The 14,064-nt window shown below is 58.6% G+C and carries 15 protein-coding genes; 2 read left to right on the plus strand and 13 right to left on the minus strand.

Features of this window, described 5'->3' with window-relative positions:
* Nucleotides 1–118: 118 nt before the first annotated feature.
* Both AC2FFF_RS06665 and mscL read right to left on the minus strand, forming a co-directional pair.
* Nucleotides 119–928 (minus strand): mechanosensitive ion channel family protein, encoded by an 810-nt coding sequence (locus tag AC2FFF_RS06665; protein ID WP_281995264.1) that lies wholly within the window; start codon nucleotides 926–928, stop codon nucleotides 119–121.
* A gap of 98 nt (nucleotides 929–1,026) precedes the next feature.
* Entirely contained in the window at nucleotides 1,027–1,455 is a 429-nt protein-coding gene (mscL, locus tag AC2FFF_RS06670; protein ID WP_142635318.1) for a large conductance mechanosensitive channel protein MscL, read from the minus strand.
* Between the two features lie 134 nt (nucleotides 1,456–1,589).
* Between mscL and AC2FFF_RS06675 the strand changes: the two genes are divergently transcribed.
* Nucleotides 1,590–2,288 carry a glutathione S-transferase family protein gene (locus tag AC2FFF_RS06675; RefSeq protein WP_281972595.1) on the plus strand — a complete coding sequence of 233 codons (699 nt, stop codon included), beginning with the start codon at nucleotides 1,590–1,592 and terminating at the stop codon, nucleotides 2,286–2,288.
* Nucleotides 2,289–2,324: 36 nt separating this feature from the next.
* Here AC2FFF_RS06675 and AC2FFF_RS06680 read toward each other — a convergent pair whose 3' ends face one another.
* From AC2FFF_RS06680 to AC2FFF_RS06730, 11 genes are all read right to left on the minus strand, one after another.
* Nucleotides 2,325–2,774, minus strand: a complete 450-nt coding sequence (locus AC2FFF_RS06680) for a YtoQ family protein (protein ID WP_271948554.1) — start codon at nucleotides 2,772–2,774, stop codon at nucleotides 2,325–2,327.
* Between the two features lie 64 nt (nucleotides 2,775–2,838).
* Nucleotides 2,839–3,798, minus strand: coding sequence for a hypothetical protein (locus AC2FFF_RS06685; RefSeq protein ID WP_496882895.1), 960 nt, complete (start codon nucleotides 3,796–3,798; stop codon nucleotides 2,839–2,841).
* A gap of 263 nt (nucleotides 3,799–4,061) precedes the next feature.
* A complete protein-coding gene (gene pheT, locus AC2FFF_RS06690; RefSeq protein ID WP_496882896.1) occupies nucleotides 4,062–6,458 on the minus strand; it encodes a phenylalanine--tRNA ligase subunit beta in 2,397 nt (798 codons plus the stop codon).
* 85 nt (nucleotides 6,459–6,543) lie between these two features.
* Entirely contained in the window at nucleotides 6,544–6,951 is a 408-nt protein-coding gene (locus tag AC2FFF_RS06695) for a cupin domain-containing protein (protein WP_281972598.1), read from the minus strand.
* Nucleotides 6,952–7,017: 66 nt separating this feature from the next.
* Nucleotides 7,018–7,809 (minus strand): CE1 family esterase, encoded by a 792-nt coding sequence (locus AC2FFF_RS06700; protein ID WP_281972599.1) that lies wholly within the window; start codon nucleotides 7,807–7,809, stop codon nucleotides 7,018–7,020.
* A 269-nt stretch (nucleotides 7,810–8,078) separates the two neighbouring features.
* Nucleotides 8,079–8,306, minus strand: coding sequence for a hypothetical protein (locus tag AC2FFF_RS06705; protein WP_496693533.1), 228 nt, complete (start codon nucleotides 8,304–8,306; stop codon nucleotides 8,079–8,081).
* A gap of 79 nt (nucleotides 8,307–8,385) precedes the next feature.
* The gene (gene pheS, locus AC2FFF_RS06710) at nucleotides 8,386–9,459 is read right to left on the minus strand and encodes a phenylalanine--tRNA ligase subunit alpha (protein WP_281972601.1); all 1,074 of its coding nucleotides are present in this window, start codon (nucleotides 9,457–9,459) and stop codon (nucleotides 8,386–8,388) included.
* A 70-nt stretch (nucleotides 9,460–9,529) separates the two neighbouring features.
* The gene (locus AC2FFF_RS06715) at nucleotides 9,530–10,900 is read right to left on the minus strand and encodes a glutamate--cysteine ligase (RefSeq protein WP_281995270.1); all 1,371 of its coding nucleotides are present in this window, start codon (nucleotides 10,898–10,900) and stop codon (nucleotides 9,530–9,532) included.
* Between the two features lie 65 nt (nucleotides 10,901–10,965).
* Entirely contained in the window at nucleotides 10,966–11,493 is a 528-nt protein-coding gene (locus AC2FFF_RS06720; RefSeq protein ID WP_281972603.1) for a hypothetical protein, read from the minus strand.
* Nucleotides 11,490–12,338: a GNAT family N-acetyltransferase gene (locus AC2FFF_RS06725; RefSeq protein WP_281972604.1), complete on the minus strand. Its 849-nt coding sequence runs from the start codon at nucleotides 12,336–12,338 to the stop codon at nucleotides 11,490–11,492. The genes AC2FFF_RS06720 and AC2FFF_RS06725 overlap by 4 nt, the downstream gene beginning before the upstream one ends.
* Nucleotides 12,335–13,060, minus strand: coding sequence for a 16S rRNA (uracil(1498)-N(3))-methyltransferase (locus tag AC2FFF_RS06730; protein WP_271948572.1), 726 nt, complete (start codon nucleotides 13,058–13,060; stop codon nucleotides 12,335–12,337). Before AC2FFF_RS06730 ends, AC2FFF_RS06725 begins: the two co-directional genes overlap by 4 nt.
* A 12-nt stretch (nucleotides 13,061–13,072) precedes the next feature.
* Here AC2FFF_RS06730 and ubiA point away from each other — a divergent pair, with 12 nt between their 5' ends.
* A complete protein-coding gene (gene ubiA, locus AC2FFF_RS06735) occupies nucleotides 13,073–14,035 on the plus strand; it encodes a 4-hydroxybenzoate octaprenyltransferase (protein ID WP_496882897.1) in 963 nt (320 codons plus the stop codon).
* Nucleotides 14,036–14,064 lie beyond the last annotated feature (29 nt).

A 14,064-nucleotide genomic window follows, 5' to 3' on the forward strand; every position in this document is an offset into this window, starting at 1 on the left:
GGCGTGACCTGTTCACAGCGTTGAACGGGGCACCAAAAACAACGACGCCGCGCGATTAGCGCGGCGCCGGGCCCAACCGGAGGAGGGTATTTCAATGCCCGAGCGACGGGCGGGAGCATCATCCCTGTTTCTGGATCTCGACCGAATGCGGGTATGGAATCGAAACGCCTTTTGCATCAAACGCTTCTTTGACTGCTTTGGTCATTTCAAATTTGACATCCCAATAATCGACAGCGGCACACCACAAGCGCGCCGTCAGATCGACCGAGCTGTCCCCCAGATTTGTGACCCGCACCCAGGGCTCGGGATCGCCGTGGATGCGCCCATCAGCCATTGCGAGGTCCAGAATGATTTTCATCGCCTCATCCGCGCTATCGCCATAGTCGATACCAAACACCAAATCTACACGACGCGTCTCGTGTGCCGAGTAGTTGGTGATAACTGACCCCCAAGCCTGGCCATTGGGTACAATGATCTGCACATTGTCGGGGGTCACGAGTTCGGTCGTGAACAGATTCAGATCTTTGACAGTTCCGGCTGTTCCGCCGATGTCGACATATTGGCCAAGCTTATACGGCCGGAAGACAACCAACATCACGCCTGCCGCCAGATCACTAAGTGTACCCTGCAGCGCCAGGCCTATGGCCAGCGAAGCAGCGCCCAAAATGGCAACGATACTGGTTGCTTCGATCCCGAAGATGCCCAGAACAGCCACAATTACCATGGCCAGAATGGCCCATTTGATCATGCTGGCGGCAAAATTGCCCAGCGTCGGATCAATATGGGGCGTTTTGTTGATACGGCGGCGAACAACCCCAGCGATCATACCTGCCGCAATCCAGCCCAATATCAGAACAATCAGAGCCTTGCCCGCACTCATCAAGATTGGCACATAGCCGTTTGCCATATCCATGGCTTGATTTGCCATTTCCATCGTCTGCTCCAATTCGGGTTTCCTTCTGCTTTCAGATCGTTAATTGAATCCCACCTATCTGGTGGGCTCCTCTTCTGCCGTAACTGCAGGAGTCACTTTTTCAGTGCGTCGCGGATTTCCATCAGGATGTCCAGCTCGCTTGGTCCGGCTGGCGCTTCTTCTTCCGCCGGTGCTTCCTCTTCTGCCGCCTCTTTGACCCGGTTCACCATTTTGACCAGCATGAAAACCACCCAGGCGATGATCAGAAAGTTGATGATCGCCATGATGAACGCACCATATGCAAAAACAGAAGCACCGGTTTCCCGCGCCGCTTCCAGGCTCGCCCCTTCGGCGACATCACCGGCCAGAACGGAGTAGTTGTTGGTGAAATCAACCCCACCCGTAAACAGGCCAATCAATGGATTGATCAGATCGCCAACAAGCGACGTAACAATTGCGGTAAATGCGGCTCCAATGATGATACCCACCGCCATATCCATGACATTGCCCTTGGCAATGAATGTCTTGAACTCCTGGAACATAACTTCCCTCTTTCCCTGTTGTCATTTTCATGCGCCTAAACGCACGGCAACTGTGCGCTAATTGCACTATAAAATGTATGTTTTTATGGGAAATCGTGACTATTTTTCCCCAATCGGCTTATTCAGGAGACCCCATGACACATTTTGCGTCTTATTCCATTACAGACAAATGGCCTGCCAAAGACCCTTCGGTCATTCAGCTCTATTCTTATCCGACGCCTAATGGCGTCAAAGCCTCGATCATGCTTGAGGAAACCGGCCTGCCCTACGAGGCGCATCTGGTCACGCTTGCGGATGCGGATGTCAAAAGCTCCGAGTTCCTGTCGCTGAACCCCAACAACAAAATCCCTGCAATCATTGACCCGAATGGTCCTGATGGACATCCCCTGGGCCTGTTCGAAAGCGGTGCGATCCTGTTGTACCTGGCCGAGAAGTCAGGGAAATTCATGGGCCAGACACAAAGCGACGGACATCGCATTACCCAATGGCTCATGTTCCAGATGGGTGGAATTGGTCCCATGCTTGGGCAACTTGGCTTTTTCCACAAATTCGCCGGGAAAGAGATCGAAGATCCGCGCCCCCGTGAGCGCTATCTCAACGAGGCAAAGCGGCTGTTGAATGTCGTGAACAATCAACTTGATGGCCAGGAATGGATCGCCGGGGATTACTCGATCGCCGACATTGCAATCGTCCCCTGGCTGCGCGGGTTGGATTTTTATGGTGCCCGAGACATTGTTGGCTGGGATGAGTACTCAAATCTCCAATCTTATCTTGATCGGTTTCTTGCGCGTCCCGCCGTTCAGCGCGGGCTGCAGATTCCTTCCCCAGGTTAACACGTGTGGGGTGAGGCAATACCTCACCCCATCCATTTAGCTTGGAAGCTTACCCGTCAAAACATACCGCAGCACATCCACCACCTGCGAGGGATGTTCAGCAACAGCCAGGGCAGCTGCATCAACCTCTTTCAACGCGTGCTGATGATCTGGCCCGTGAACTACGATGATCGACTTGCCCAAAGCCGCCGCATATCCCGCGTCAAAGGCTGCGTTCCATTGCTTGTATTGATCGCCAAAGCGGACGACCACGACATCCGCGTCTGAAATGCCCTTGCGGGTTCGGATCGCATTGACCATCGCACCCTTGTGGTCATGCCAATACTTGTTTGGCTCGGACCCCAAAATTGCAACGCCACAATCGTCGCTGGCTTCGTGAACCGTGACAGGGCTGTTGAACGAAATGTCCAACCCTTTCGCCCCGTCAATGATCTGCTCGCGCCAGTCGGTGTGTATCTCTCCGGACAGGTAGACGTTCAGGCCCATTGATTTCTCCTTTGATTTTATTGGCGACCCTAAAGACAAAATGGACCTGACCCAAGGGGGGGGCTCAGAAAGCCAGCCGCCAAAACACCGGCTGCCCGTTGGGAACTGCCTTACGGGCCGCGCTGCGCTGCTTGCTTCCCAGAAACCCCGGCATCTCGGATGTTGGCTCGAACCCGAAACTGCGGGGCAAACGGGTATAGATCGACCGAGGCGGCAACCGTCCCCAGGTGATCCCTTTCAGCTGCGCGCCCGGTTCTGGCTGGTGCATCCAGACTTCGCGAATGGCGAATTCGTCGCGCAGCAGCACCAACACTGCCAACATCATGACCTCGGCCCATATTTTCGCGTATTTCTGCTGCAGCGCCTGCTCGTATTCACGCGTCAAACGCAACTCACGCGACCGGGGCGCCCGGCATTGCAGTCGACGCCGGGCATGGCCGACAAAGCGCAACCAGTCGGACTGAATTTCTTCAATCAGACAATAGCCACTTGTTAAATCTATATCCAAGCGGCACCAGGCCAGAGTCGGACAGCCATGCGTGCGTACCGGGTGCCAACAGCTTTGGAACGCACCCACCGCCGCGCGCTGTTCGAATTTCCACAACAGCTCGGCATGCTCGGTCGGGAAGCCCAACTGCACCACAAGGTTATGCGCCTTGCGCGTGGTTTGTTCATCAGACCAGCGCTCAAAGCTCAGGCAGAAATCCAGCCATTCGGACTGATAGACCGCTTCTAAACCATGGAACGCCGCAGGGCTTAGCCCCTTCAGACGCACGGCGCGATCCGCATGGGCCACGGCCAGCACATCGTGCCGCCGCAAAACCCCGCCGCACCGCGCGATCATGGGTTTCAGCAAAGGACGCGCCAGCAAACGGGACAGCCCCGATTGCTTTAGATCCGAAACCGACATTTCGGCCTCCATCGACTGGCACAGCAACCAGGGGCTTTGCCGGTCGGTATAATAGTAGAATGGCATCTCTTCCGGCAGAATCTGCCGGATCATCGAGATGTCTTGGCGTTTCATGACAACTCTCCAACGGGAAACAGGCCCGCCGGTCAGTTGGCGGGCAATCAGGGTTTGGGCATTGCTTTTGCGAGGCTGGGATCTGGCATCTGGCAGACTCCGGATTGTGATTGCATCAGGGGGCTGGACTTACGGCCAGGGGGTGATTCCACTCAACCCCTGGATTTTCAGGACGCAGGGACGTTGCAGCACGGCAACACTGGCGTCTGAGAAACGAGAAAAGCGCGCCAATTGGCGCGCTTTGCATTTGGATTAAGGTCGCGTTAGCCGCGCAGAACGCCGCCTGTTGCCTTGGAAACCTTGGCGATGATCTTCTCGGCCACCGCTTCGATGTCTTTTTCTTTCAGGGTCACATCTGTTGGCTGCAGCCGAACAGTGATGGCCAGAGATTTCTTGCCCTCACCCAGGCTGCCGCCAATGAATTCATCAAAGACGCGCACATCCTCGATCAGCGCCTTGTCGGCCCCGGCAGCGGCATTCACCAGCGCCAGTGCCTCGACGCCTTCATCGACGACAAAAGCAAAGTCACGCTCGACCGCCTGCAGATCGCGCAGCTCCAGCGCCGCGCGGGTCGCCCCGGATTTACGCGGCAGAGGCACCTCATCCGGCCAGATAGTGAAAGCCACCGCCGGGCCCTTGATGTCCATCGCCTGCAACACACGCGGATGCAACTCGCCGAAAACGCCCAGTACCTTTTTCGGACCCAGACAAATTTTGCCGTGTCGGCCCGGATGCCACCAGGCGTCGCCCTCGCGTAGGATCTGAACCTTGGCGGGTGCGCCGATGGCGGCCAAAACGGCCTCGGCATCTGCCTTGGCGTCGAACACATCCGCCGGGCGTGTGGCGCTATGCACATCCTTGGGGCCGTCGCGACCGACCAGCAGGCCGGTAATCTGGATTTTCTGATCGCCTGGCTCGCCGTCGTGAAAAACTGGGCCAACTTCAAACAGCGCCACATCCGCATAGCCGCGCGCCTGATTGCGGGCGGCAGCTTGCAGCAGACCAGGCAACAGATCGGGGCGCATATGGCTCATCTCGGACGAAATCGGGTTTTCCAACTGCGTCGCCTCATCGCCACCGCCAAACAGCGCAGCGGCGGCCTGATCAATGAAGGTATAGCTGACGCATTCGTTATAACCCAAGGCGGCACAGGTGCGACGCGCCATCGATTGGCGGCGCTGCGTGGCCGTCATAACCGGTTTCGGAATACCATCGGTCACACGCGGCAGCGGCTTGCCTTGCAGCTTGGTCAGGGACGCAATCCGTGCGACCTCTTCCACCAGATCAGCCTCGCCCATGACATCGGGGCGCCAGCTGGGGACATGGGCCATCTCACCTTCAAGGCGGAAACCCAGACGGGTCAGGGTCTGGCGCTGCTCGCTTTCGGGAATGACCATCCCGACCAGCGATTGCACCCGGGCCGAGTCCAACTTGTAGGATCGCGCATGGTTCGGCGCTTTGCCCGCCTCAACCACTTTAGAGACCTCGCCACCGCAGATATCCAGGATCATCTGCGTCGCTTGTTCCAGCCCTTCCAGCGTATATTCCGGATCAACACCCCGTTCGAACCGGTAGCGCGCATCCGAGTTGATTTTCAACGCCCGGCCTGTCAGTGCAATTTGCACATGATCCCAAAACGCGCTTTCGAGGAAGACGTTCACGGTACCCTCGGTACAGCCGGTTTCTTCGCCGCCCATGATCCCTGCAATGGATTCCGGGCCGTTGTCGTCCGAAATCACCATCATGCCGGGTTGCAGCGTGTATTCCTTTTCGTCCAGCGCCACCAGCTTTTCGCCGCCCTTGGCCCTATGTACGCGCAGGTTGCCCTGAACCTTGTCCGCATCAAAGACATGCAGCGGACGGTTCTGGTCGAAGGTCATATAGTTGGTGATATCCACCAAGGCCGAGATCGGACGCAGGCCGATCGCCTTCAACTGATCCTGCAGCCACTGCGGGCTGGGGCCGTTCTTGACACCCTTGATCAGACGCCCGGTGAAATGAGGTGCTCCGTCCAGCGTGTCATCATCAATCGTCACCTTGATCGGGCTGACGAAATCGCCCGGCACCGGCACATAGTCGCGCTCTTTCAGCGTGCCGACCCCGCGTGCCGCCAGATCGCGCGCGATCCCGGCGACGCCCAGCGCATCGGGACGGTTCGGGGTGATCGCAATCTCGATCATCGGATCGACCTTTGCGGGATCATTCTCGGCCAGCCAGTCAACGAACTGATCGCCGACCTCACCCGAGGGCAGCTCGATGATGCCGTCATGCTCTTCCGACAGCTCCAGCTCGCGCTCCGAGGCCATCATGCCAAAGCTTTCGACACCGCGGATCTTGCCGACGCTGATGGTGATGTCCAGGCCCGGAATATACATGCCCGGTTTGCAGACCACGACAGTGATACCTTCGCGCGCATTGGGCGCGCCGCAGATGATCTGCAGATCACCCTCATCCGTCGCAACCGTACAGACCCGCAGCTTGTCGGCATCAGGGTGCTGTTCGGCATGGGTCACTTTTCCCAGCGTAAAGCCCGCCAGTCGGTCCGCCGGATTGACGATCTCTTCGACTTCGAGCCCCAGATCGGTCAGCGTTTCGGCGATCTCATCGACCGACGCGTCAGTGTCCAGGTGATCCTTGAGCCAGGAAAGGGTGAATTTCATCGGTCGTATTCCGCATAATCTTGGGTCAGCCCGCGTGTAACGGATATTCAGACAAGGGGAAAGAGGCCGTGTGCCACATGATCACCTACTGTTCGGCAACTGTGTTGGCGACGCTATCCGATCCGGCAAACACCGCCAAAATCCGCGCGATGCTTTCGCCTGAATTCGCCCCCACATGCGGGGATCGGAACGCTTCGACAAAGGCATCACCGGTTTTGTAGGTCTTTACCCCCGCCGCGCCGTAATCGACAGTGATTTCCCCTTCCAGCACATAGGCCATCAGCGGAGCATTATGCCGGTGGCTTCCGGTCACCTGACCCGGCTGCATGGTGATGATGGCCATGGTGATCTGCGGCGTGCCGTCCGGGTATTCCAGCGGCTCGCCGATCACCGACTTGTCCGTTTGCAGCAAAACATCGACAGGCGGATAGGCGTCGCGCGCGAGGGCAGAGGTCGCAGTCAGGATCGCGGCGGTCACCAACAGGGGTTTCATCGGAAAGGGCTCCTTGCTCAGATGGCCTGCGCAGATGAACTCGGATGCAAAGGGCTGTCAAACAGCTCAGGGATAGACCGGCGCTCGTCCGGCCAGCTCATCCAACTGCCAGCCGATCCAGCCATGAGGGATGAAATGCCCGCCCGGATGCGTGTCCAACGTAACCTGCCCCTGCGCGCAATCGGTCCATTCCACACGGCTGAGGGTCAGGAAAGGCTTCACGCTCCAATCGCCACGCGGAGTCGCACCGTTGCAGTCGAACTTCGCCTTCCACAACGCCACCGGATAGGTCGTGTCCCCGCCCGAACCCAAGGGAAAATCCATCACCGTGTCGTCCAACCCATGCACATGGCGCACCTGGCGCGGGGCCTGCGGGCAATCTTCGGTCTGGCGAATGCTGCCAGCTACAGCCAGCAGGGCCGCAACGTCATCGCCGGACTGACAGACATAGCGCCACGCCATCGCGCCGCCATAGGAATAGCCCGAGACATAGATGCGATCCGGGTCGATGGGATAGCGCGCCGCCACATCCTCTAGCACCCGATCCGCAAAGGGGACGTCATCAGTGTCGGACGTCCAGAAATCCCAGCTTTTGCCGCGCCCGTTCGGGGCCACCAGCAGCACGCCGCGCAGTTTGGTGGCCCCTGCGATCCTTTCGTGGTTGACCACCACATCCCCCTGCCGCGCCCAACCATGGAAGTGCAGCAATACCGGCAGAAGGGTTTCGCCGTCCCAGCCATCGGGTTCAAGCACATGATAGGAACGGTCGCCCAGCGGGCAGGCTGTGTCGCCGTCGCAGCCATTTGCTACAGCTTGGAGCGGGATCAGGAAAAACAGGCAGGTCAGAATCCGGAACATAACTCGGAGCCTACCCGGCCAGCGCACGAAGTCACGTCACAACCCCGTGGGAGGCTGAAACAAGCCGCGCTATCGCCAGACCGTGGGGTGGCGATCCTTGGGCTGTGGAGGGCAGTTTATCTTAGCCAAATCCGTGCGCTGTTCGAGCGTTGCGCTAGCTGAGACAAATCGCCAGCCCGTGCGGGCGGTCTGGCGATGGCGCGGCGGCCTATCGGCCTTTGCTCCGCACCAGTTTTTTGCAATTCAAAGCCTGAACTAGACAGAGGAGACTACTTCGATTTTTGTTTTGCGTATTCATCAATGAGTTTTTTACCCATATCTTTTTGCCTTTGCGCCTCTTTCATTTGGTTCATTTTATTTGAAAAAATCGAAAAAGACGCCCAAAGGCCGGGCAGTAGAGCAAGCCCTACAATTGGTAATGCCCACGCAAAAACCGATCCGAAGAAACGGATAGCCAAATATTGAAGAAAGTTTCCCGCAACAATTATTCCAACCATCCACAAAAAAGGGAGCATTGGCTACACGGCGGCGCCACCATTCGATGTATCGAGCCAGATATACGCCTAGTGGATACACCTACCGGCTCAAACCACCATGCAGGTTCGGCATATCCAGCGCCGCAAACCCGTAGTGGCGCAGCCACCGAAGATCGCTATCAAAGAACGCCCTCAGATCCGGAATGCCGTATTTCAACATCGCCAGACGGTCGATGCCGATACCAAAGGCAAAGCCCTGATAGACCTCGGGATCAATGCCACCGGCGGCGATCACCTTGGGGTGGACCATGCCCGAGCCCAGAATCTCCATCCAGTCGTCGCCCTCGCCGATCTTCAGCTGGCCGTTATCCCAGGAACAGCGGATATCGACCTCTGCCGACGGTTCGGTAAAGGGGAAGTGCGAGGCGCGGAAACGAAGTTCGACATCGTCGACTTCGAAGAACGCTTTCACGAACTCTTCCAGAACCCATTTCAGGTTCGCCATCGAGATGTCTTTGTCGATGGCCAGCCCTTCGACCTGATGGAACATCGGCGTGTGGGTCTGATCATAATCAGCGCGATAAACGCCGCCCGGACAAATGATGCGGATCGGCGCGCCCTGCAGCTCCATCGAGCGGATCTGGACCGGCGAAGTATGGGTGCGCAGCACATGCGGCGGGCGCTCGTCGCCCTCGGCACGGTGCATATAGAACGTGTCCATCTCGGCCCGCGCGGGGTGGTGGCCGGGGATGTTTAGCGCGTCGAAATTGTGCCAATCGGTCTCAATCCGCGGCCCTTCGGCCACCGAGAATCCCAGTTCGGCAAAGATCGCGGTCAGCTCCTCGGTCGCCTGGCTGACCGGGTGGATCGAGCCTTGGCGGCGCGCGCGCGTCGGCAGGGTAACGTCCAGCCATTCGGTGCGCAGACGTTCATCCAGCGCGGCATCGGCAAGACCGGCTTTCTTGGCGGCCAGCGCCGAGTTGATCTCATCCTTCAGGGCGTTCAGCGCGGGGCCTGCGACCTGACGTTCCTCGGGGGTCATCTTGCCCAGCTCGCGCATCTTCAGCGCGACCTCGCCCTTTTTGCCCACGGCGGCGACGCGGATCGCCTCAAGCGCGTTCTCATCGCCCGCCTCGGCGATCTGCCCCAGATATTTTGCCTTAAGATCGTCCATGACGCCCTCTGAATTTGGTCGCCAACCTGCTATCGGCCCCGCCCCGGGAATGCAAGCGAGACGCGGTGGGTCAATAGCTGTATTCGGGATAAATTCGAGTCAGATCGCCGTTCCAGTCGCCATTGTAGTGTTCCAGCAACTCATCCGCTGGAACCTTGCCGGTATCGAGACTTTCCTTCAGCGCATTCAGGAAATGCGTCTCATCGGGAACCAGACCACCTGCGCCGGGATAGGCCCGGGCCTTGAGACCACTTTCCGAGATCGCAACCACTTCGCGGGCAAGATCATGCATGTTGATGTCGCCAACCTGCGCCTGCAGGCCATTGACGGCCGCCTGAACGCGCAGTTCCTCGCGCGTTTCGGCATCCCAGCCCTTGACCAGATCCCAGGCCGCATCCAGCGCGCCCTGATCATAGGTCAGGCCAACCCAGAAGGCAGGCAGCGCACACAGACGCCGCCAAGGGCCACCATCCGCGCCGCGCATCTCCATGAATTTCTTGATCCGCGCCTCGGGGAAGGCGGTGGTCAGGTGATCGGCCCAATCAGACAGGGTAGGTGTTTCACCAGGCAGCGCGGGCAGTTTGCCCTGCAGGAAATCGCGGAAGGACATGCCCAGCGCGTTGATATACTGGCCATCGCGATAGACAAAGTACATCGGCACATCCAACGCGTATTGCACGTAGCGCTCGAACCCAAAGCCTTCTTCGAACACAAAGGGCAACATACCGGTGCGTGCATCGTCCAGATGCCGCCAGATATGGCTGCGCCAGCTTTTCTGGCCGTTGGGCTTACCCTCAAAAAATGGCGAGTTGGCAAACAGCGCAGTCGCCACAGGCTGCAAAGCCAGCGCCACGCGCAGTTTCTGCACCATGTCTGCCTCGGACCCAAAGTCGATATTGACCTGAACCGTGCAAGTGCGCCGCATCATGGCGCGGCCCATGGAGCCTACTTTTTCCATGTAATCGTTCATCAGCCGATAACGGCCTTTGGGCATCAGAGGCATCTGCTCATGGGTCCAGATCGGGGCCGCGCCCAGACCGATAAAGCCCACGCCGATTTCATCAGCGATATCCTTAACCTCGCGCAGGTGGGTGTTCACCTCGTCGCAGGTCTCGTGGATCGTCTCCAACGGCGCACCAGACAGCTCTAGTGCACCGCCCGGTTCAAGGCTGACATTGGCGCCGTCTTTTTCCAGACCGATCAGGTGGCCCGCTTCGCGCACCTCGGCCCAGCCGTGCCGGTCGCGCAGCCCTTCAAGCACCGCCACAATCGACCGCGTGCCTTCGAATGGCAGCGGTTTCAGTGAGTCTTTACAATAGCCGAACTTTTCATGTTCGGTTCCGATACGCCAATCGGCTTTGGGCTTGCAGCCCGCTTCCAGATATTCGGCAAGTTGCTCGTGGCGTTCGATCGGTCCGCCGCCGGACTGGGGGATGGACATGAACCGTGCTCCGATCCTGATGTGTCTGTCTTGTTGGTCAGTCGTGGTCGCAAACGAGGGCGGTGTCAATGCAACCGCATATGCGCAGGGCGCATCGACTGACGCTCCCAAATTACTACGGGATGTACGGCCCCACCGTTCAATTCCGACAACATATGTTCTGTTTTCAACCCCGGCAGCGCCGAGAACACGTCAAACAGCGCTTCGGCCCCTTCGGCATTCACAGGAATGTGAAGCGTCGGCTGGCCAGGCTGTTCCAACACCCAATGCGCCGGATTCGAGGATGGATCCAACGCCAACCGTTCGATTTCCCGCGTCGCTACCATGCCACCGTCCAGCGGGCCAAAATAGGATATCTGGCCTTCGTCGATGGTCACAACTCCGGGGCCACCGACGCCGGTGCGAAACCTGGCGCGCTGAACCCCGATCACGGCCAGTGCAAGCGACACCGCCACCAAAACCCAGCCCAACCAGCCCAGCAACCCACCCGGGCCGCTGATCCAGCTGAGGCCAACCAACAGAATGACACCGGCAACCAGCACTTCGCGCCAGCGCCACAGGGCCAGTTTCGCTTCGGGTCGGATGAAACTCATGCGGTATCCTCTGGGTTTATGAACAGGATGAGCGAGTACTGCCCCGCGGATTGAAAACCGATACCGATATAAGCACGCGCAGCGGAATCGGAAGCCGCAAACAAAACCGCGCGTTTCGCACCTGTACGGCGCGCCTCCTCCAGATGCAGCGCGACGGCCAGACGCGCATATCCACGGCCGCGCATTTCACGAGGTGTAAAGACCCCACCAATCTGCACGACTTCTTGCAAGCGCGCGTTAAAACCAGTCATGGCGACAGGCTGATCGTCGACCAGCAACACACGATGAGAATCACGTGCGGTATAGGCGTCGCAATCCAAGCCAGCCTGTTTTTGCGCTCGTGACGAATTGAATTCCATTGCTTCGATCAGGTAGTCAGACCGCCACCTTTCGACGATTTCACGATCAAACGCACCCAAAGGCACCAATTCTGCGCTTGTAGCATCCGGAATAGTAAGCTGTTCCAAATCCAGCGTGAAACCCGGTTCATCGCTGTTCAGCGTTGCCGGCCGATCCTCCCACCCCGCAAGACGCATGATCCGGCGGGCCTGTGTTGCCTCAGCCGCCATTCCAAACAAGGCACGCCCCCGGATCAGATCAATCGCAGCGGCCAGTTCTTCATCTGTGCAATCGGGACATTGCGGTAAAACCATGCCCTCATTCGTGATGGAGAACGCCGCACGGGGATCGTCGCCCAACACCCATATATTAACGGCACGTCGGTCCGTGCCCCGCAATCCAAAATCACGCAGATTGGCCAAGGGGAACATCGACGTCTGAATGTGGCGCATTAGAAACTGGTCGATCTTCGGTACATCCGCCTCCTGCGCCAGACGCCAAATCATGACCAGTCCCCCAACGCCTGCTGCCACATGGTCAGAGCCGCAACGGCTGCAGTATCCGCGCGCAGGATACGCGGGCCAAGACTGACGACATGGGCATAGGGTAAGGCGGTCAGCCGGGCACGTTCACGTTGGGAAAAGCCGCCCTCGGGTCCGATAAGGATCGCCCATGGCAACCCCTTTTCATGCGCCGCCAGGCGCAGGGCCGAGCCGACCTCGGCCTCGTTACAAAACATCAGTTGACGCCCCTCGGGCCAGCCATCCAGAACTCGGTCCAGCCGCTGCAGATCGGCGACCTCGGGCACGAATGTACCGCCGCATTGCTCGGCGGCCTCGACCGCATGGGCTTGCAAGCGGTCCTGGCGGATACGTTCGGAATTGGTGAATTCTGTCTGCACCGGCATGATCCGCGCCGCACCCATTTCCGCCGCCTTTTCAACGATGAAATCGGTGCGTGCCTTTTTGATCGGGGCGAACAGGAACCACAGGTCAGGTGGCCGTTGCAGCGGTTTGGTCTGTTCGACACAGGTCAGTACACCGCCACGCTTTCCCGCTTCGGCCACTTCGGCCTGCCATTCTCCGTCCTGTCCGTTAAACAAGGCAACCTGCCCCCCCACAGCCAGGCGCATGACACCGAACAGGTAATGTGCCTGCTCGCGCGTCAATTCTACCGATTGCCCCGGACCCAAAGGGTGCTCTACATACAGTCTGATCTTTGCACTCATGAGACCTTACATATGCAAGGCAATGCGCCAACACCAGACGGTCAGGTCGCTGATGCGGTCAGCGGCAACTGGGTCGACACCTATGCGCCGGAATTCTCGCGCCCTTACCTGCGGCTGAGCCGGGCTGATCGGCCTATCGGCACATGGCTGCTGCTGATCCCCTGCTGGTGGGGACTGACGCTGGCCATCCTCAGCGACGGCACCCCGCGGTGGGAGGACCTCTGGATCGCCATCGGTTGTGCCATCGGTGCCTTTTTGATGCGCGGCGCGGGCTGCACTTGGAATGACATTTCGGACCGCGACTTTGATGCAAAAGTGGAACGGACCCGGTCGCGCCCGATCCCTTCTGGGCAGGTCAGTGTTCGGCAGGCCGCGATCTGGATGGTGCTGCAATGCCTGCTGGCATTGTTAGTTCTGCTGAGCTTCAACCAAGCCGCCATCGCCATGGGCGTGCTGTCCCTGTTGCCCGTCGCTGTCTACCCCTTCGCCAAAAGGTTCACCTGGTGGCCACAGGTATTTCTGGGACTGGCTTTCAACTGGGGCATCCTGCTGACCTGGGCCGCGCATACCGGAACGGTGGGCGGCCCGGCTATCACTCTGTACCTGGCCGGCATCGCCTGGACGCTGTTCTACGACACGATCTATGCGCATCAGGACGCCGAGGATGACGAGTTGATCGGTATCAAATCCACCGCCCGCCTGTTCGGGACAAATACTGCGCATTGGTTAAAGTATTTCCTGGTCGCCACTGTATCCCTAATGGCGCTGGCCATTATAGACGCCATGACGCGGCAGGCCCCAATTACAGCCATGTTCGTTGCACTTGCCGGACCTTGGGCGATGGGATGGCATATGACGTGGCAACTGCGTGGGCTGGACACTGAAGACAACACCAAATTGCTGCAGCTTTTCCGGGCCAACCGGGATACCGGCCTTATTCCGCTGATCTTCCTTTGCATTGCTGGGTTGCTCTGATTGCACCTCGGCGCGGGCCTCTGTAAGAG

This window comes from Ruegeria sp. YTSA226, from assembly GCF_059609905.1.

What these genes read in the sequence shown, in the direction of transcription:
- AC2FFF_RS06665 (WP_281995264.1), bottom strand. Translation starts at nt 928, where the DNA reads ATGGCAAATCAAGCCATGGATATGGCAAACGGCTATGTGCCAATCTTG.
- mscL (WP_142635318.1), bottom strand. Translation starts at nt 1,455, where the DNA reads ATGTTCCAGGAGTTCAAGACATTCATTGCCAAGGGCAATGTCATGGAT.
- AC2FFF_RS06675 (WP_281972595.1), top strand. Translation starts at nt 1,590, where the DNA reads ATGACACATTTTGCGTCTTATTCCATTACAGACAAATGGCCTGCCAAA.
- AC2FFF_RS06680 (WP_271948554.1), bottom strand. Translation starts at nt 2,774, where the DNA reads ATGGGCCTGAACGTCTACCTGTCCGGAGAGATACACACCGACTGGCGC.
- AC2FFF_RS06685 (WP_496882895.1), bottom strand. Translation starts at nt 3,798, where the DNA reads ATGAAACGCCAAGACATCTCGATGATCCGGCAGATTCTGCCGGAAGAG.
- pheT (WP_496882896.1), bottom strand. Translation starts at nt 6,458, where the DNA reads ATGAAATTCACCCTTTCCTGGCTCAAGGATCACCTGGACACTGACGCG.
- AC2FFF_RS06695 (WP_281972598.1), bottom strand. Translation starts at nt 6,951, where the DNA reads ATGAAACCCCTGTTGGTGACCGCCGCGATCCTGACTGCGACCTCTGCC.
- AC2FFF_RS06700 (WP_281972599.1), bottom strand. Translation starts at nt 7,809, where the DNA reads ATGTTCCGGATTCTGACCTGCCTGTTTTTCCTGATCCCGCTCCAAGCT.
- AC2FFF_RS06705 (WP_496693533.1), bottom strand. Translation starts at nt 8,306, where the DNA reads ATGGTTGGAATAATTGTTGCGGGAAACTTTCTTCAATATTTGGCTATC.
- pheS (WP_281972601.1), bottom strand. Translation starts at nt 9,459, where the DNA reads ATGGACGATCTTAAGGCAAAATATCTGGGGCAGATCGCCGAGGCGGGC.
- AC2FFF_RS06715 (WP_281995270.1), bottom strand. Translation starts at nt 10,900, where the DNA reads ATGTCCATCCCCCAGTCCGGCGGCGGACCGATCGAACGCCACGAGCAA.
- AC2FFF_RS06720 (WP_281972603.1), bottom strand. Translation starts at nt 11,493, where the DNA reads ATGAGTTTCATCCGACCCGAAGCGAAACTGGCCCTGTGGCGCTGGCGC.
- AC2FFF_RS06725 (WP_281972604.1), bottom strand. Translation starts at nt 12,338, where the DNA reads ATGATTTGGCGTCTGGCGCAGGAGGCGGATGTACCGAAGATCGACCAG.
- AC2FFF_RS06730 (WP_271948572.1), bottom strand. Translation starts at nt 13,060, where the DNA reads ATGAGTGCAAAGATCAGACTGTATGTAGAGCACCCTTTGGGTCCGGGG.
- ubiA (WP_496882897.1), top strand. Translation starts at nt 13,073, where the DNA reads ATGCAAGGCAATGCGCCAACACCAGACGGTCAGGTCGCTGATGCGGTC.